14 protein-coding genes, 3 pseudogenes and 1 other annotated feature are annotated in these 16320 nt (G+C 42.5%); of the genes and pseudogenes, 15 read left to right on the top strand and 2 right to left on the bottom strand.

What is annotated here, in order from left to right; all coding sequences use genetic code 11:
• The first annotated feature begins 54 nt into the window (after nucleotides 1-54).
• The 5 genes and pseudogenes from CL176_RS06610 (at nucleotide 55) to CL176_RS06595 (ending at nucleotide 2796) form a co-directional block, all read left to right on the top strand.
• Nucleotides 55-294: a helix-turn-helix domain-containing protein gene (locus CL176_RS06610; protein WP_118990592.1), complete on the top strand. Its 240-nt coding sequence runs from the start codon at nucleotides 55-57 to the stop codon at nucleotides 292-294.
• 265 nt (nucleotides 295-559) lie between these two features.
• Nucleotides 560-757 (top strand): annotated as a pseudogene (locus tag CL176_RS13030) (IS3 family transposase); the annotation flags it as partial.
• Nucleotides 758-772: 15 nt separating this feature from the next.
• Nucleotides 773-1045, top strand: a pseudogene (locus tag CL176_RS12925) (DDE-type integrase/transposase/recombinase); the annotation flags it as partial.
• Entirely contained in the window at nucleotides 1037-1225 is a 189-nt protein-coding gene (locus tag CL176_RS12920; protein ID WP_338053781.1) for an IS3 family transposase, read from the top strand. The pseudogene CL176_RS12925 and the gene CL176_RS12920, both read left to right, overlap by 9 nt.
• Nucleotides 1226-1695: 470 nt before the next feature.
• Nucleotides 1696-2796 carry a hypothetical protein gene (locus tag CL176_RS06595; protein ID WP_240430341.1) on the top strand — a complete coding sequence of 367 codons (1101 nt, stop codon included), beginning with the start codon at nucleotides 1696-1698 and terminating at the stop codon, nucleotides 2794-2796.
• Nucleotides 2797-3794: 998 nt separating this feature from the next.
• Here the strand turns inward: CL176_RS06595 and CL176_RS06590 are convergent.
• Nucleotides 3795-5246: a vinyl phenol reductase gene (locus tag CL176_RS06590; protein WP_118990589.1), complete on the bottom strand. Its 1452-nt coding sequence runs from the start codon at nucleotides 5244-5246 to the stop codon at nucleotides 3795-3797.
• Between the two features lie 128 nt (nucleotides 5247-5374).
• On the opposite strand from CL176_RS06590, the gene CL176_RS06585 reads away from it, so the two are divergent.
• The 9 genes and pseudogenes from CL176_RS06585 (at nucleotide 5375) to CL176_RS06545 (ending at nucleotide 14186) form a co-directional block, all read left to right on the top strand.
• Nucleotides 5375-5905: a TetR family transcriptional regulator gene (locus CL176_RS06585; RefSeq protein WP_240430339.1), complete on the top strand. Its 531-nt coding sequence runs from the start codon at nucleotides 5375-5377 to the stop codon at nucleotides 5903-5905.
• 70 nt (nucleotides 5906-5975) lie between these two features.
• Entirely contained in the window at nucleotides 5976-7733 is a 1758-nt protein-coding gene (locus CL176_RS06580) for an FAD-dependent oxidoreductase (protein WP_118990587.1), read from the top strand.
• A 60-nt stretch (nucleotides 7734-7793) separates the two neighbouring features.
• Nucleotides 7794-8013, top strand: a binding site (T-box leader).
• A gap of 50 nt (nucleotides 8014-8063) precedes the next feature.
• Complete coding sequence (locus CL176_RS06575) at nucleotides 8064-10103, top strand: hydantoinase/oxoprolinase family protein (RefSeq protein ID WP_118990586.1); 2040 nt, start codon at nucleotides 8064-8066, stop codon at nucleotides 10101-10103.
• A gap of 2 nt (nucleotides 10104-10105) precedes the next feature.
• Nucleotides 10106-11815 carry a hydantoinase B/oxoprolinase family protein gene (locus CL176_RS06570; RefSeq protein WP_118990585.1) on the top strand — a complete coding sequence of 570 codons (1710 nt, stop codon included), beginning with the start codon at nucleotides 10106-10108 and terminating at the stop codon, nucleotides 11813-11815.
• A gap of 8 nt (nucleotides 11816-11823) precedes the next feature.
• Nucleotides 11824-12138: a cupin domain-containing protein gene (locus CL176_RS06565; protein WP_118990584.1), complete on the top strand. Its 315-nt coding sequence runs from the start codon at nucleotides 11824-11826 to the stop codon at nucleotides 12136-12138.
• Between the two features lie 392 nt (nucleotides 12139-12530).
• Nucleotides 12531-12734, top strand: a pseudogene (locus CL176_RS06560) (FMN-binding protein); the annotation flags it as partial.
• Nucleotides 12719-13063, top strand: coding sequence for an FAD-dependent oxidoreductase (locus CL176_RS06555; RefSeq protein WP_162890869.1), 345 nt, complete (start codon nucleotides 12719-12721; stop codon nucleotides 13061-13063). The pseudogene CL176_RS06560 and the gene CL176_RS06555, both read left to right, overlap by 16 nt.
• A 160-nt stretch (nucleotides 13064-13223) precedes the next feature.
• Nucleotides 13224-13826, top strand: a complete 603-nt coding sequence (locus CL176_RS06550) for an FAD-binding protein (protein WP_162890868.1) — start codon at nucleotides 13224-13226, stop codon at nucleotides 13824-13826.
• 87 nt (nucleotides 13827-13913) lie between these two features.
• Nucleotides 13914-14186, top strand: coding sequence for an FAD-binding protein (locus CL176_RS06545; protein ID WP_118990580.1), 273 nt, complete (start codon nucleotides 13914-13916; stop codon nucleotides 14184-14186).
• 106 nt (nucleotides 14187-14292) lie between these two features.
• On the opposite strand, the gene CL176_RS06540 is transcribed toward CL176_RS06545, so the two are convergent.
• On the bottom strand, nucleotides 14293-14745 hold the full coding sequence (locus CL176_RS06540; protein WP_162890867.1) for a hypothetical protein: 453 nt from the start codon (nucleotides 14743-14745) through the stop codon (nucleotides 14293-14295).
• 198 nt (nucleotides 14746-14943) lie between these two features.
• On the opposite strand from CL176_RS06540, the gene CL176_RS06535 reads away from it, so the two are divergent.
• A complete protein-coding gene (locus CL176_RS06535; RefSeq protein WP_118990578.1) occupies nucleotides 14944-16314 on the top strand; it encodes a Sau3AI family type II restriction endonuclease in 1371 nt (456 codons plus the stop codon).
• Nucleotides 16315-16320 lie beyond the last annotated feature (6 nt).

Below are 16320 nucleotides of genomic sequence, written 5' to 3'. Positions count from 1 at the left end.
GTATACTAAAGAGAAGAAAATAAGGACTCCGCTCCTAAACCCGAGGTGTATACAATGAAAAGCCAGAAGAAAACACAAGCAGAAAAAATTGAGATTGTCAAAAATTATCTAGCAACTGAGATGTCCTATAGAGAAACTGCTGAGAAATATCAAGTATCTTACAACAATGTCTATTCTTGGGTTAAAAAGTACCGCAAGCATAGGCCGGATGGCCTCTTCGATGGTAGGGCAGGAGAAAACCTGACAGCATTCAAACAGAAGAAGAGAAGCTTAAAACAGAGATCGCTGCTTTAAAAGTTCGTAATGAGTATTTAGAAACGGAGAACGCTGCCTTAAAAAAAATGCAAGAATTGGAAAGAGAGTTGCTGTTACAAGAACAAAATACCAAGCGGAATTCAAGGCGATTCAGAAACTGAAGCAAGAAGGATACAAAATAACCTATTTGTGCGAGGTTTTAGGAGTCAGGCGATCGGCTTACTACAAATGGTTGAAACGCGTTCCTTCGCCTTCCCAGTTGCGCTTGGAATGGCTGATGAAGCAAATCTAAGAAGCTTATGACAAACACAAAGGGATTTATGGCTATCGGCGCTTAACCATCTATCTGAATTATTATAGGACGCTAAGGTCAATCATAAGTGTGTACCGCTTAATGAAGCTGATGGGACTGAAAGCAGTTATCCGACACAAACGCTATCAGTATGGACCCAGCACCCCTCAATATGTCGCTGAGAATGTGTTGAATCGGTCATTTGACTAGCCTTATAAACCTAGACAGATCCTCCTGACGGATGTGACCGAATTGAAATACGGGAAGACCTGCAAGGCCTATTTGAGTGCCGTCTTAGATTACGGGGAGAAGAAAATCATTGCCCGTCAGGTGTCTAAGCGCAACAATAATCAATTAGTAGAAGATACAGTCGTCCAAATTGAGGATGAAATCATTTCTGGCGAAACCCTCTTTCATAGCGATCGAGGCTTTCAATATACTTCTCATTTCTTTAAAGCCTTTGTGGACAAGCATGAGTTAATCCGAAGCATGTCTCGGGTCGGAAAATGCCTCGATAATGGACCGATGGAGGCCATTTCGAGCACCCTGAAAGAAGAGGTGTATCGTTTGAAGACTTATGATAGATTTGAGGAACTTGAGGTAGATATCGCACGCTATATTGATTTCTACAATAATGAGCGAGTGACTTTAGCTATGGGGCTTAAAATTCTAGCATAAGAAAAACCATGCCTGAATAAATCAAGCATGGTACAAAATAATTTGTTTTTTGTCTGTCTACTTGACAGGGGGCAGTTCATACCGCGACCGGCCCTTTCTTTTAATCGATAAGCTTAGCCAGGCGATCCCGATTGTATTGTCTGAGCATTACGCTGAGCAGGAGCAAGTGCACTTCGACAGACTCAGTATTGAAGTCTTCAGCGAATTTCGTGCGGAGGGCAGGCCGTGTGAGCAGTCGGCCCAGTATGGGAACTATGAGTAGCCATATTGCGGAATGGACAAGTGCGCACAAAAATGTCTAAGAAGTGAGCGAATGTGCACATTTTTCTGTTAATTTTATGTAAAGCTCTTTAGGTAAAAGAGTCGTTTGAAGTGTTTGTAATTTTTTTGCGTCGGAAATAAGCATATAAATTGCAATAAATTACAAGTGTGGTATATTGAGGTTAATAAAAGAAAAGGAGGCGATTCTCATGAGTAAAGAAACTAACAAAACTTATTTGAATCAGCAAACTGAAGTCCAACGTGACTTCTTAGTAAAGGAGGAGAAAGAAGCAGGCTACAACTTGTCCTGGGGAGCAATATTTGCCGGTATTATAACATTTATTGCCTTACTTTTTACGCTCTCTTTGATTAATGCAGCACTTGGCTTCGGACAATTTGACCCAACGCAACCAAATCCGTTTGCCGGGGTAGGGACTGGCCAAGCAATTTGGACAGTGATTGCTCTGATTCTATCATTCCTTGGCGCTGGATTTGTGTCAGGATTGACGTCACGTCGTGTTGGTTTTGTTCACGGTTTCTTAACGTGGGCAGGTAGTTTATTAGCAACGGTTGTCCTTTTAACATGGGTCGCATCTTCTGCACTTTCGGCAGTAGGTAGCGCCATCTCAACCACAGCTAATGTCGCTGGTGACGCAGTAAGTTCAGTAGCATCCACTGCAGGTGACGCTGTATCTTCAGGCGTGAGCGCTTTAGCAGATAATGTCAACTTGAACCAAGCAGACGTTGACCAATTCAACGAAGACGTGCAAGAAATTCTTGTCGACACAGACATTCCTGAGTTGCAACCAGACTACTTGAGCAATCAAGTTAGCGAAGTAGCAACGGAAATCGGCAATGCCGCGCAAGAATTAGTCGTAAACCCTGAAAATTCTGAGCAAATTCTCAACGACTTAGGTAACTCATTAACGACTCGCGTTGACAATATTGCGGAATCTTTAGATGAAGAAGCAGTGGCGAACGCAATCGAAGAGAACACTGACTTAACCCAAGCCGAAGCAGAAGAAGCAACTCAGAACATTATCGACGGCTACAACGACCTAGCAACTCAGGCACGTGATGCCATCAACACAGCATCAGCCGAATTACAAAATACCGCAGCCCAAGTTAGCGAATCGGTAGACCAATTTGCCCAAGAAGCTGCAGTTACAACGAATGAAGTTACAGACTCTGCTTCATCTGGAGCTATCTGGGCCTTCGTCGGAGTCGTTCTTGGTGCAGTCATCTCAGCCATCGGCGGTTCACTCGGAGTGAATACCGCAGTTCGCTGGGTCAACGAAGGACGCTCATAAGCGATAGCTTATAACTGAATAACTATAAGCAGTTGAACAAACCCACAGCCCAGCGCTGTGGGTTTTTCCTTGCAGTGAATTTAAGATCCGCGACTGAGCCCGTACGGAGTTTCTGCCCGGTGGACCTGGTGGCGGGTCGTGGCGAGGTAGGTTGTTGGTGCAGGGATGCGCTGAGTGCTCGGGGATGGTTGGTGCAGGGTGCTAGGCGTAGATGCTGAGAACTAGGGCTGTCGCTTAAATGCGACGATATTTCTTGGGAAGCGGCCCGACGGAATAAATGGCGTAAATCATTTCGTGGAGAAGTATTCCGACGGAATAAAAAGAAGTGCAAAACCCGTGGGAGCTAAGTCCCACGGAATCCAGCAGGGATGCACTACAAGAATTGGGATTAGCTTTGGTGCGTACAAACCTGAAGATGGGGTCTTGTGCTTAGTATGGCTAGTTGAACTGCACGGATATTAGTGGTTCGTAAGGTTTGAACATCGATTCAAACCTTACGAAATGAACTTGCTAATGTATGAGGATCCATTCAAACATTACCAAAAACGCTTAACGGTACTTAACCGTACCGAATTTACCACGCAAACAGCATAATCTATCCGATTTAAACACTCAAACCCGGCTAACTCACCACTCTGCACCGAACCACCACACGGCGTATTCATTTATTAGACAACGCCAGCTCTGCTAGTCATGCTAATTTACAAACTGATATATTGAATAGCCTAAAGCCACCGAGCTTTAGGCTTCCTTTCTTTATAAATGCGGATCCTTATGCTAAGTCTTTGCGTTTATCGCTTAAACAGGGTGGTATGCTGTCAGTATAGGGTCCGACGGAATCCTACTGTACGGACCCACTCCTGTGCCCAGAACCCAGCTCTTGTACTGCGTTGCTTCACTACACAGCCTCACGTCTCGCACCTAAAAGTTAATGTACTATCCTTTCTATAATAATTAGACAAATCGCGCTTAGAAAGTAACCTAAGCGCAGTTTAAATTTAACCTACATACTCTTTAATATTCAATGCGGCGTTACGTCCTGAATAGAAGGCGTAACCAACGCATGAGCCTGGCTTATCAGGACCATAAGTATCCCCGACTAAACCACTCGCATCATTACCAACCGCATACAAGCCTGGAATTTGTACACCGTCTTCATTTAACACTTCATTATTGTTATTAATTTTCAATCCTCCCATGGAACAGAAGGAGCCAACAGATAATTCAAAGGCATAGAAAGGTCCAGTCGAGAGGGGAACCATATATTCAGCTGGTTTTCCAAATTGACTATCTTCTCCAGCTTCAGCGTCTTTATTATAACGCTCTACAGCAGCGACCAGATTCTCAACAGGTACATTTATCTGCTCAGCTAAATCTTCGATGGAATCTGCCACACGTAAGTAAGGTTTCTTGGCTTTTACGGCAGACTCAATTTCAACTTGAAGCTCATCCATCTTATCGCCGCGTTCAATATATACTCCAAGCCCCATGAAGTTACCATCAGTAGCCATTAAGTCGATAACTCCTTGGTCGAGAATACTATACACTTTCTCTTGAGTATATAAAGCATTCCCCGCTTGAGAGAAATTATATATTACCTCCTCATTGACGAAGCGGTTTCCACGCTCATTTACCCAGAAAAGAGGTTGTTGACCTGCTGCCACACACATTTGGGAGCGCATTAATTCGTAAGCAGGACGATTCGGATCATCTAAATAGCCTCCGAAAAGCATCAATGTACCCATGCCAGTCTCCTTGCCGCCTACTTCCCAGCCCATCCGTAAGCCGTCGCCCGTATCTTTACCACAGCTTACCGGAATTAAACGTTCAGTATCATAATGTGTATAATCCTTCACCATCTCTGGATTATCTAAGTATCCCCCAGTTGCTAATACGACTGCTTTTGTTTCAATATGCTTAATCTTATCGGTAACCACATCTTTCACATCTATAGCATATACTTTGCCATCATTATCTTTATGAATTTTACAGCCGGCATGTTGCGTTAGAATAGTCGCTCCCTTACTTTCTAAATAAGGTAAAAGCGTATCAACAATCACAGTGTCACCAAAGCCTTTATAAATATGCCATGATTTAACACCAGCACCCATTCCTTGGACACGGTCGAATTCCACGCCATGTTCTTGTAGCCAGTTTACGGTTGCTGCACTGTTATCGATGTATTTCTCCCAAATACTGGAATCCGCACGATAATTAGAGTAGTGCATTTCCTCTTCAAGCATTTGCGCTTTACTAATTTCAATGCCAGCTTCTTTCTGCATGTTAGAACCAATTGCAAACATGCCCTCTGTATAATTAGAAGAACCACCAATTGTTCGACCTTTCTCAAGCAAAAGGACTGAAAGGCCGTCATCTATCGCTTGAACAGCTGCAGCCATTCCTGATGCCCCAGAACCTACTACTACAACATCATAATATGCTTCAGTCATATCATATTTCCTCCTTTTTATGTTATAGATATAGTATAATAGCGCTAACATAGTTACAATAATCACAATCTAGCTTTTGTCTCAAAATGAAACAAATGACTGACATTGTCTCAAGAAAGGTGATTTCTTTGAAAACTAAACGACTCATCTTATTAGCCCTTGAAGAGTTACTCGACAAATTTCGCTTTGATGAAATAACTGTCATCCAACTTGCTAACCAAGCAGCTATTTCACGTGCGACTTTCTATCGTCACTTTACTGACAAATATGAAGTCGCAAATTGGTACTATCGCCTGAAAGCAGAGGCGGTTTTCCAAGATGAAAGGAATAAGACACCTTATGATATATTCTACGGCTTATCCAAGTTCATGGGAGAGGATGATAAGAACTTCATGCAAGTCATGATGAATCAAAAAGATGACCAAAATAGCTTCTTTAACTTCGTATCAAATACTTTTTATGATTTTTGGAAACAGAAATATGAGTCTAAAATGGCGCGTGAACTCACAACGCAAGAAGCTTTTGACCTAGCTGTATGGTCGCTTGGCGGCGCTGAAGTTTGGAAACATAAACTTAACAACGAGGTGATAGATCCCCAAGAAATGGGTGAGTTATTTGATAAGTCCATGCCTCTTTGGTTGGTGAATGTGAGTGAATAAGCAAACGTATATTGTTCATTAAATCACAAACAGGTATAATCAATATATTAATAGGAAAGGTGGCAATTTGATGCGAAAGTATTTTAGTTGGCTAACAATATTGTTAATGTCTCTAGGTGTCTTAATGGGGAGCGCTTCTACTCTAGCAGTTTCGGCTGAAGCAGCTGTCATTGAAGATGGTGTATATGAAACCGAAGTTGAAGGTCATAATGGCCCCATGGTCATTGAGACGACAATAGAAGATGGTAAATTAGCTGATGTTCAAGTTAAAGACCATTCAGAATCTGAAGGTATTTCCGATCCAGCGATTGACCAAATTCCGGCTGCGATTGTTGAAGCTAATTCTATAAATGTAGATGCAGTGGCAGGTGCAACCGTCACGTCAAATGCTATTCGTGATGCGGTATCTGATGCCATTACGCAAGCTGGTGGGGAAGTGTCAGACTTCTTCCAAGAAACAGAAGATTCTGAAGCAGGCGAGACGATTGAATACAGTACAGAGGTTGTGGTGGTTGGCTCAGGAATTGCCGGTTTAGCAACCGCGATTGAAGCGAAAGACAACGGTGCAGATGTTCTTGTTCTTGAGAAACAAGGCTTAGTTGGCGGTTCGACCATCTTATCTGGTGGGGAAATTTTAGCGGCAGAAAGTCCCATCCAAGAGGCTTTGGGTAATGAGTCAAGCTGGGAAGATTTGGCGAATTATTTTTATGAAATCTCCAATGAAGTAGGCGATAAGGAATTCTATGATTACATTGCGCAGAACTCGGGTGAAGGGATTCAATTCCTAGCTGATAATGGGGTAGACTTTGCGGATGATGCTGTTAAACTGCATAGTAGTCATGAACACGCCTGGGGTCATTATCCTAAAGAACGTAATGGGGCATCTTTTGTTAACCCATTGGTTGAATCTTTAGAAGAACGTGGCGTTGAAATTTTAATGACGACTGAAGCGCATACCTTAATCGAAAAAGATGGACGCATTATTGGGGTTGAAGCGATTGATTCAGCTGGAAATACAGTAGTGGTCAAAGCTGAACATGTGGTGCTTGCGACGGGTGGTTATAATCAGAATGAAGCTATGTTGAAAGAGTATCACCCGACTTTAGACGTTTATACAATAAACGGTGGTTCTGGCAATACCGGTGACGGAATCCAAATGGCTAAAGCAGTCGGTGCACAGACACTCTTCCATGATGCCGGGATTGATTTAGCAACGAATATTCCAACATACTATGGTTATGGTGAAGAATTTAAAGGTTTATTAGTTTCGGAAGAAGGCCAACGGTATATGGATGAATCAGAATTTCATTTTGTTCGTTCTAGTAATATGCTAGATATGGGCGAAACGATAACTTATGCTATTACGACGGAGTCGACCGATTTAGTTGAACAATCTGTTGAAGAAGGGAATGCTTACAAGGCGTCTTCTCTAGAGGATTTGGCTCAAGCCATTGCTGAAAATCAAGCTGAAGGTGAGAAAAAATTTGATGAAGCTGCATTCCTCACCACCGTTGAACGGTACAATGAATTAGCTGGAAAAGGCCAAGATGATGACTTCAATAAAGACGCGGATTTTCTAACGCCGATTGAAGGAGAAACTTATTACGCTTTGAAATTAACTACATCGAATAGTGGTACACACGGTGGCTTAGTAGTTACCTTAAACGGAGAAGTCCTCGATGAAAATAATGAAGCAATTCCTGGCTTATATGCTGTGGGCGAAGTGGCCAATGGTCAATATATGATTGAAGATTACCCAGGCTCAGGTACGGCTATCATTAGTTTCCTAACATTAGCTCGCGGTCTAGCCCAACATATCACGCAATAAGATTATAGAAAAGTTAAAATAAAAGCCCTTGACAATGAGATTTTTCTTAGATAATATACTTACAACGCAGTGAAGAGTAGAGTAAAGTAGGGAATGTATCAGAGAGCTCTTGCTTGGTGAGAAAGAGTACAGAACCTGCTTGAAAATGAGCTTGGAGTATCTAAATAGTGCAAGCTACTTAGACGGAGCAGTCCGTTATGACTGAACGTAAGTTTACGAGAGAGGTTTCATATTGACAACCTGAATTAGGGTGGTAACACGGAGCACATTCGTCCCTTTTCCAGCAATGGAGAGGGCGGATGTGTTTTTTGGGTAAGAGGAGGAATAAGTATGAAAATTGCAACAGATATTGGCGGTACATTTACTGATTTAGCTTATATTGATGAAGCAGGGCAGATACAGTATGCGAAATCAGCGACAACCCCACCGAATTTCGAGCAAGGGGTTATGAATGTGCTGCGGGAGAATGATTTATCGCAAGCAGAAGTTGAAACATTTATTCATGGGACGACGGTTATTATTAATGCTTTGACCCAAAGACAGGGTGCTAAGACAGGTTTATTGACGACGAAAGGTTTCCGCGATGTCTTAGAGATTGCACGGGGTAATCGTCCCGATTTATTTAATGTTCAGTATCAGAAACCAACGCCTTTCATTGAACGCTACTTGCGATTGGAAGTAGAAGAGCGGATGAATTACCAAGGCGAAGTAGTTCAACCGCTTAAGCGAGCTGATGTTGAAGAAGCGGTAACTTACTTCAAAGAAGAAGGCGTAGAATCAATTGCTGTCGTTTACTTACACGCCTATGTCAATGATACGCATGAGCAAGAAACGGTTCAAATCATTGAAGAATTGTGGCCTGAAGTTCACGTGTCCGCCTCTAGTGATATAACAAAGGAATGGCGAGAATACGAGCGCACCAATACAACGGCACTGAATGCCTTTGTCAAGCCCATTGCGTCGGCTTATGTCAATCAGCTTGAAAAGGAATTAGACAATAACTTAACCATCCATCAAAAATATATTATGCAGTCTAACGGTGGAACCACGTCTTTTGCGAATGCGAAAAGTGTGCCAGTAAATATGGTTGAATCTGGTCCGGTCGCTGGTATTTATGGGGCGGCTACCTTGGGTAAACTGATTGGCGAAGAGAATATTATCGCCTTTGACATTGGTGGAACAACCGCGAAATGTTCCCTCATAGAAAGCGGCGAAGTAAAGACTTCAACAGATTATTATATTGAACGGGATGACCGTCACGCAGGTTATCCAATTAAAGTACCAGTAGTTGATATTGTTGAGATAGGTAACGGTGGTGGTTCTATTGCTTGGTTGGATAAAGCAGGTACGTTAAAAGTAGGGCCACAGTCCGCGGGTGCTGATCCAGGACCTGTCGCTTACAACCAAGGGGGTACGGAACCCACAACAACCGATGCGAATATTCTAACTGGAAGGCTAGCGACTCGCCATTTCAATTACGATGTGGATTTAGCAAAAGTTCGCCAAGCACTGGATACACAGATTGCCCAGCCGATGGGTGTATCAACGGATGATGCGGCACTCGGAATTATTCGCATAGCGAATTCAAATATGCTCAATGCTTTGAAGCTAGTCTCCGTCCGCAAGGGCTATGATCCAACCGACTTTACACTGCTAGCCTTTGGTGGTGGTGGCTCAATGCATGCACCAGCTCTAGCCTTGGAACTTGGGGTTAAACGTGTCGTTATTCCAATCGCATCTCCAGTCTTTTCTGCTTGGGGAATGTTGATGACCGATTTACGCCATGACTACATTCAAACGCATATCGCAACCTTTGATACGATTGATATCGCTGAAGTAAACCAGGAATGGCAGCGACTTGAAGTAAATTGCCGGGCAGATTTTGAAGCAGAGAACTTTTCGTTAGACAAAGTGAGCTTCCACCATGCCTTCGACATGCGATACGCAGGGCAAGAACATACTGTGAAAGTGAGCTTGCCAGACGGTGAATTGACTCAAGCGGATATTACCGATATTATCCAGACTTTCCACGCTGCTCACGAGAAAGCTTATAACTTTACGCTTCCAGGAAATCCGATAGAAATTGTCAATTATCATCTAACTGGCTACGGCCAAGTGGATAAGCCGGAAATTGCTGAAATCGAGGTAAACTCAACGCTGGAAGATGCTTTTGTGGAAGAACGCTCTGTTCTTTTTGAACAAAAAGGTTGGCTGCAGACGAAAGTATATGACCGGGAGCTTTTACCTGTCGGTGATAAGCTTCAAGGTCCTGTGATTGTAGAAGAAGCAGCGGCGACGACCGTTGTCTATCCGGAACAAGTCGTCTACCGCGATAAATATGGCAACTTAATTATTGAGAAGGAGGCCTAAAGATGAGCCAACAATACCATACAGATCCATTTACATTGGAAATTATTAAAGATGCCCTGCATTCCATTGGCGAGGAAATGTTCACCTCTCTTGCTCGGACATCCATGTCGACAATTATCTATGAAACGCTAGATTATGCTAGTGGACTTACGGACCGCGAAGGAAATCTCTTGACTCAAGGCAATGGTATCACCGGCTTTATCGGAATGTTAACCTTCATGGTCAAAGAGACCTTAGCAAAATTCCCTGGTGAGCAACTGAAACCAGGCGACTTGATTATCATTAACGATCCCTATCAAGGCGGTGGCTCACACTTATCTGACGTTGGCCTAGTCCTACCTATCTTCTATCAGAATAATCTAGTTGGCTTCTCGGCTAATAAAGCTCATTGGTCTGAAGTTGGTGGTAAAGACGTAGGTTCCTTCACTAATGATTCTGTAGACATCTATCAAGAAGGCCTGCAATTCTCTTGCGTGAAACTCTTCAACGAAGGTGAGATTAATGAAGCATTAGTCGACATAATACGTTCCAACGTGCGCTTTCCTGATCAATCTCTCGGTGATATGTGGGCCCAAATATCGGCTTTACGCTTAGGTGAACAACGTCTCCTTGAACTCTACGAGCGTTACACCCCAGAAGTCATGGAAGAATCTGTACGCTATTTATTAAATCACGGGGAGACCATTTCTCGACAAGAATTGGCGAAATTACCTGATGGTATCTATGAAGCAGAAGAATACATTGATACGGATGGCTTAGGTAATGGCCCCTTCCTCGTCAAAGTCAAAATAACCATTGACGGTGAGGAAATAACCTTTGACTTCACCGGTTCAGCCGGGCAAGCACCTGGCCCAATCAATTTAACCTATTCCGGTCTGGTTGCTGGTGTTCGAGCCATCTTCCTGTCGATTGCGACACCGGATCAGGAAGTCAATGACGGTATCTTCCGACCGATGCATATCATTGCCAAACCTAAGTCCATAATGTCAGCCGAACGCCCAGTGCCAGTATCAAACTATTTCATTACCATGTTAGAAGTCATCAACGTTATCCAAAAAGCCTTAGCCGATATTCTACCACATCGCTTAGGCGCAGGTCACTATTCAGCCGTCTGTTCCTTAGTTTTGGGAGGTCTGCATCCTGAAACCGACCAAGCCTTCTTACTGGTTGAACCTACAAACGGCGGTTGGGGTGCAAGCCCCAATGCAGATGGTCAATCCGGCCAATTCTGTTACGGCAACGGCGAAACCTACAATGTGCCCGTAGAAGTTGCTGAAACACGTTACGGTGTCCTAGTTGATGAATACAGTTTGCGTATTGATAATGATGGGGCAGGCGCAGGGGAATATATTGGTGGTTTCGGTATCACTCGAATATATCGCGCCTTAAATGACGGTCAAACTGCCAGTGTAACTTTCGGACACCATGAATCTAAGCCATGGGGTGTGGATGGTGGACATGAAGGCTCTTCCAACGACGTATACTTCGAGAAGAAAGATGGAAGCATCGATGGTCCTTACGGTATGTATCCAAGGTATATTCTAAATACCGATGACCGAGTCATCCTCAAGACTGGGACAGGCGGCGGATACGGTTTTCCTACTGACCGTCCGGTAGACCAAGTAATCAAAGATGTTCGCAACGGCTACTACAATGCCGATATTGCTAGAGAAATCTTTGGAGTTAATGTTGAGACGGGCCAACGAATTTAGGTGGAGCAATGGACAAATTTCAAATCAATACCCAAGTCAGCCATATTGTTGAAGGCCTCCTCGAACAGAAAGGCAACTACCATCAAGTGAGCATGGGCCAATCCATCATACCACCTCATACAAAATTACCAGAAACAGGTTACTCAGAGCACGCTGGCGACGAATATTCGATCATTATTAATGGTCAACTCTTTGGTGAGTCAGGTGGAAAACCCTTTGAAATTCAAGAAGGAGAGTTAAGCTTTATTCCCAAAGGAGAAGTCCATTGGTGTGAAAATCGTTCTGATGAGCCAGTAACGTTGTTTTATATTATGGTGGAATAGGAGTAGTTTAGTCTTTATGGAGTTGTACACTCTTACAAAGCTTATGGGAATACTGAAAAATCCAGGTTGTATGACCTGGATTTTTTGTAAAATAGATGTTAGTAGAACTTATTTATAGGAACTGAAGAAGGTTTGTTACAGGCTGCGTTAATAATGCTAAATAAGTGAGTGTTTCATGAGAGTTTTCCTTTAACCATAAAGCGTTTTCATGATAGTGTTACTACGATTTATTTATCAAGGAGGATTTTTATGAGAATAATTGGGAAAATTCTGCTAACGTCGATGTTGCTCTGTTCAAGTTTTTCAGATATTTATGTCCAGAATGTCCATGTCGAATCTAACGCCTTGTCCCCCCTGGGACTTATGAGGTCGAAACTAGTGGTTTTGGGGGTAGGATGATTGTTGAAGTGACAGTGGATGAGTCAAGCATTACAGATATTCAAATTAAAGACAACTTCGAAACGGAAGGTGTTGGAAAAGTTGCTATTCAATTAATTGTTGGAGACATCTTAAATGAACAGACCACTGAAGTCGAAGGAGTTACGGCGGCTACTAATTCTTCAAATGTGTTAAACGCATTGTGCGTGAAGCGCTAGAAGAAGCAGGTGCTTCTGAAGATATATTTGCTGATGCAGTGGAACCGAAAGATTATGAAACAGAAAAGAATGTTGATGTCGTGATTATCGGAGGCGGTGGTGCAGGACTTGCCACAGCTGTTTCGGCAGGTCAAGCAGGCGCTAATGTAATCGTTATTGAAACAAATGGTATTGCTGAGGGGAACCTTGTCGTATCTGGTGGTGTTTATAATTCGCCTGATTCTGTTAGACAACCTGAGCAAGATATTAAAGATTCGTCTGAATTATTTGCAGAGCAAACCCTTGAAGGTGGAGATAATATCGCTGGCCCTGAGTTAGTAATTATTTAGTAGAAGAGGCATATTCTGGTTTAGCATGGTTGCGCTTATTAGATGTTGAGTTTGTGGATGAAATTATCCAAGCACCAAATAACCTTCATTCTCGTTCTCATAATACTACCGAACCTTTAGGAATTGGAATTATTGAAGTTACATAGAAAGCATTGAATCTTTGGACAGTGTGGAGATTCTATATAACACTAAGGGGGAATCTCTTATCCAATCGGAAGATGATGAAGTTCAAGGAGTTATTGTTACCAATCCAGATGGTAGTGAATTAATACTGAATGCAGCGAATGGTATTATTCTAGCCACTGGAGGTTTCTCAAAGAATATGGATTTAGTTCTAGAATATGCGGATAGTGAGAAATGGCGACAGCTTGATAAAGATACCGTCTCTACAAATATGAATAGTATCCAAGGTGATGGAATTGAAATGGGTATCGAAGCTGGTGCTGATTTAGGAGATATGGATCAAATGCAATTCCTCTATCTAGGCGCACCAAATACTGGGATACTCTCAGGTGTATATGATGTTTCAGCAGAAATCGTTATCTTTGTCAATCAAGAAGGTGAACGCTTCGTAGCAGAGGATGAAAGACGTGATGTAATTTCCTTAGGTGTCTTTGATCAAACAGACGCTATGATGTGGCTGATAAATTCAACAGATTCATTAGATGAACCAGAAAACAATCTGAATATCGATGGTATTCCAATGCAGGAACTATTAGATATTGGTGCATATGGCTGGGTGCAAGATGAAACGCTTGAATAATTAGCCGAAGAAATGGGGGGTTCCAGCAGATGCTCTCAAAGCATCCATTGAAACCTATAATGAAGACGTGGATAGTGACAATGACCCATTCGCCCGGAAGTTATTAACTCAAAAAATGAGACTGGACCATTCTATGCACTACCAAGAATTCCTTCACATCACCATACAATGGATGGGCTGCGTATTGATACACAAGCTCATGTTCTCGACGAGAATGGAGAAGTTATACCTGGTCTTTACACTGCTGGCAGCAAGGTCGTAGAAGGCATTCACGGAGGAAATCGCATAGGCGGACATGCCTTAACCGACACCGTGGTATTTGGCAAACTTGCTGGAGAAACGGCAGTAGCAGATGAGTAATTAGCTTAGCGAACATATTTCATTACGCAACTAATTCTCAAGCAAGACTTTTACCTAAATAACGAAAAAACAAGCGTCCAGGTACAAAACTCGGACGCTTGTCTCATTATCCCAGCCAAATCTGGCAAGCTCTGTCGAAGCGATGCGTTAATTCGAGGTAAGAGATTTTTCCTTGAGAGAGTTGAATGACTTCTTGAATTAAACGCTGAACAAAAACTTCCCAGAAAGCCGGCAATAATAATTTAGGGGTATCAATATCCCGCTCATATGCAATGCTCCCATCAGCGAAATACTGCACTTCAAAGCGCAAATTCGCAGTCAGGGGTGCAAGGGATTGCATTGCATGCTGTAAGAGGAACCAAGAATCATCTAACAGAGCTAAGTCAAAGGCTGGTTCAGTTGCCATTGATTCTGGAATGGCCTCTAAGAGGCGCATGAGAGCAGCGACAGTATCCAGTCCCGCGACCAGCGGAGTAGTCTGTAACGTTCCGGGTTGCTGGAGTGAATACGAGAAAGCAATCATAAAATCTGTTAAATAACTTACATCTGTCGCCATCATACCCATCGTCCTACCTGCTCAGCCTTAGATGATTCATTTATCTTACAGCCTTAATATACCAGGAAATAAATGGGCGTAAACGAAAGTTGCCTGAATGGTAAGAAAGAGTGCCTGAATGACCTGGTAAAATCATTTATTCCCGAAGTTACAGCAAATATGGTATAGTAGATACACTGAATTTTTTAAGGAGGCCCGATTATGCAATACAAATCGATTGAAGAAGTACTTAATACCGCTAATACCGCATCAGGCCACCAATTTAAACAATATGACAAACATAATCGTCTAGCGTCCAGAGGGAATAAGGGTGGCCTTGGTCAAATCATTGAAGAAGGGCTTTTCGGCTATGAAATTAATAGTAATCCTGAAGCTGATTTCAAAGAGTTAGGCCTTGAACTGAAAGTTACCCCGATTAAAGAAAACAAGAATGGTACTTATTCAGCCAAAGAGAGACTTGTGTTAAATATTATTGATTTCATGAGTGAGTATAAATATGTTTTTGAAGATTCTGCATTTTGGCGGAAGAATGAGCGCCTATTATTGATGTTCTACTTATGGGAAAAGGAAAAGTCGCGTGATGAATATCATATCCTTAAATCAATCGTTCACGAATTCTCGGATAAAGATTTTGAAATTATTCGCCAGGATTGGGAATATATTGTTGAACGGATTCTAAAAGGCGAGGCCCATGAGTTATCCGAAGGCGATACGATGTATCTTGGAGCATGTACCAAAGGCGCTAATAGAAAATCACTTCGTCAGCAACCTTTCTCAGATATTCCTGCTATGCAAAGAGCTTTCTCCTTGAAGCAATCTTACATGACCGCCATAGTTCGTCGGGAATTCAATCAAGAAGAAGTTCAACGCCTAACGACTTCTCAAGAATTACAAGAAAAGACAATCGAAGAAATCCTTCAAGAACGTTTCGCGCCTTATATTGGCAAGACATTGACCGAGTTAAGCGAACAATTTAGCTTACCCCTCAATAAAAAGAATAAAGCACGGATTATACCAATTGTCTCACGTATATTGGGCATTAAAGGAACGAAACTCGAAGCAATCGAAGAATTCTCCAAAGCAAATATCGAATTCAAGACGATTCGCTTGGAACCTAATGGTTTGCCGAAGGAGCATATGTCTTTTGAACAAGTTGACTTTCAGCGTTGGTTAACTGAAGATTTTGAAGATTCACAGTTCTATGAGAAATTTGAAGCAACGAAATTCCTCTTCACGGTCTTTGAGTACCGCGAGACAGCACGTGAGAATCCGAACCGAGAATTGTATCTTAAGAAAATCGTACTTTGGAATATGCCAGAACGGACTATCCAAAATGAGTTACGAAACATGTGGCAAGCAGGCCGAGCGGTTCTAAGGGAAGGCGTTAAATTCACCCCGACATTCCGTGGTGTATCGAACAACTTACCAGGAGCCAAATTTAACGGCGTGTGTCACATACGACCTAAAGCTCAAAAAGCTAGCGATAAAGTGCAACTACCTGACGGTCAAATGGTTACGAAGCAGGCATATTGGCTTAACAATGGGTATATTGCAGACATTGTAAAAGATTAAGCGAAA

Origin of the sequence: Suicoccus acidiformans (assembly GCF_003546865.1) — a bacterium.
Classification (GTDB): domain Bacteria; phylum Bacillota; class Bacilli; order Lactobacillales; family Aerococcaceae; genus Suicoccus; species Suicoccus acidiformans.
Note: the sequence above shows the minus strand (reverse complement) of the source record. Positions and strands in the feature narration are given on the sequence as shown.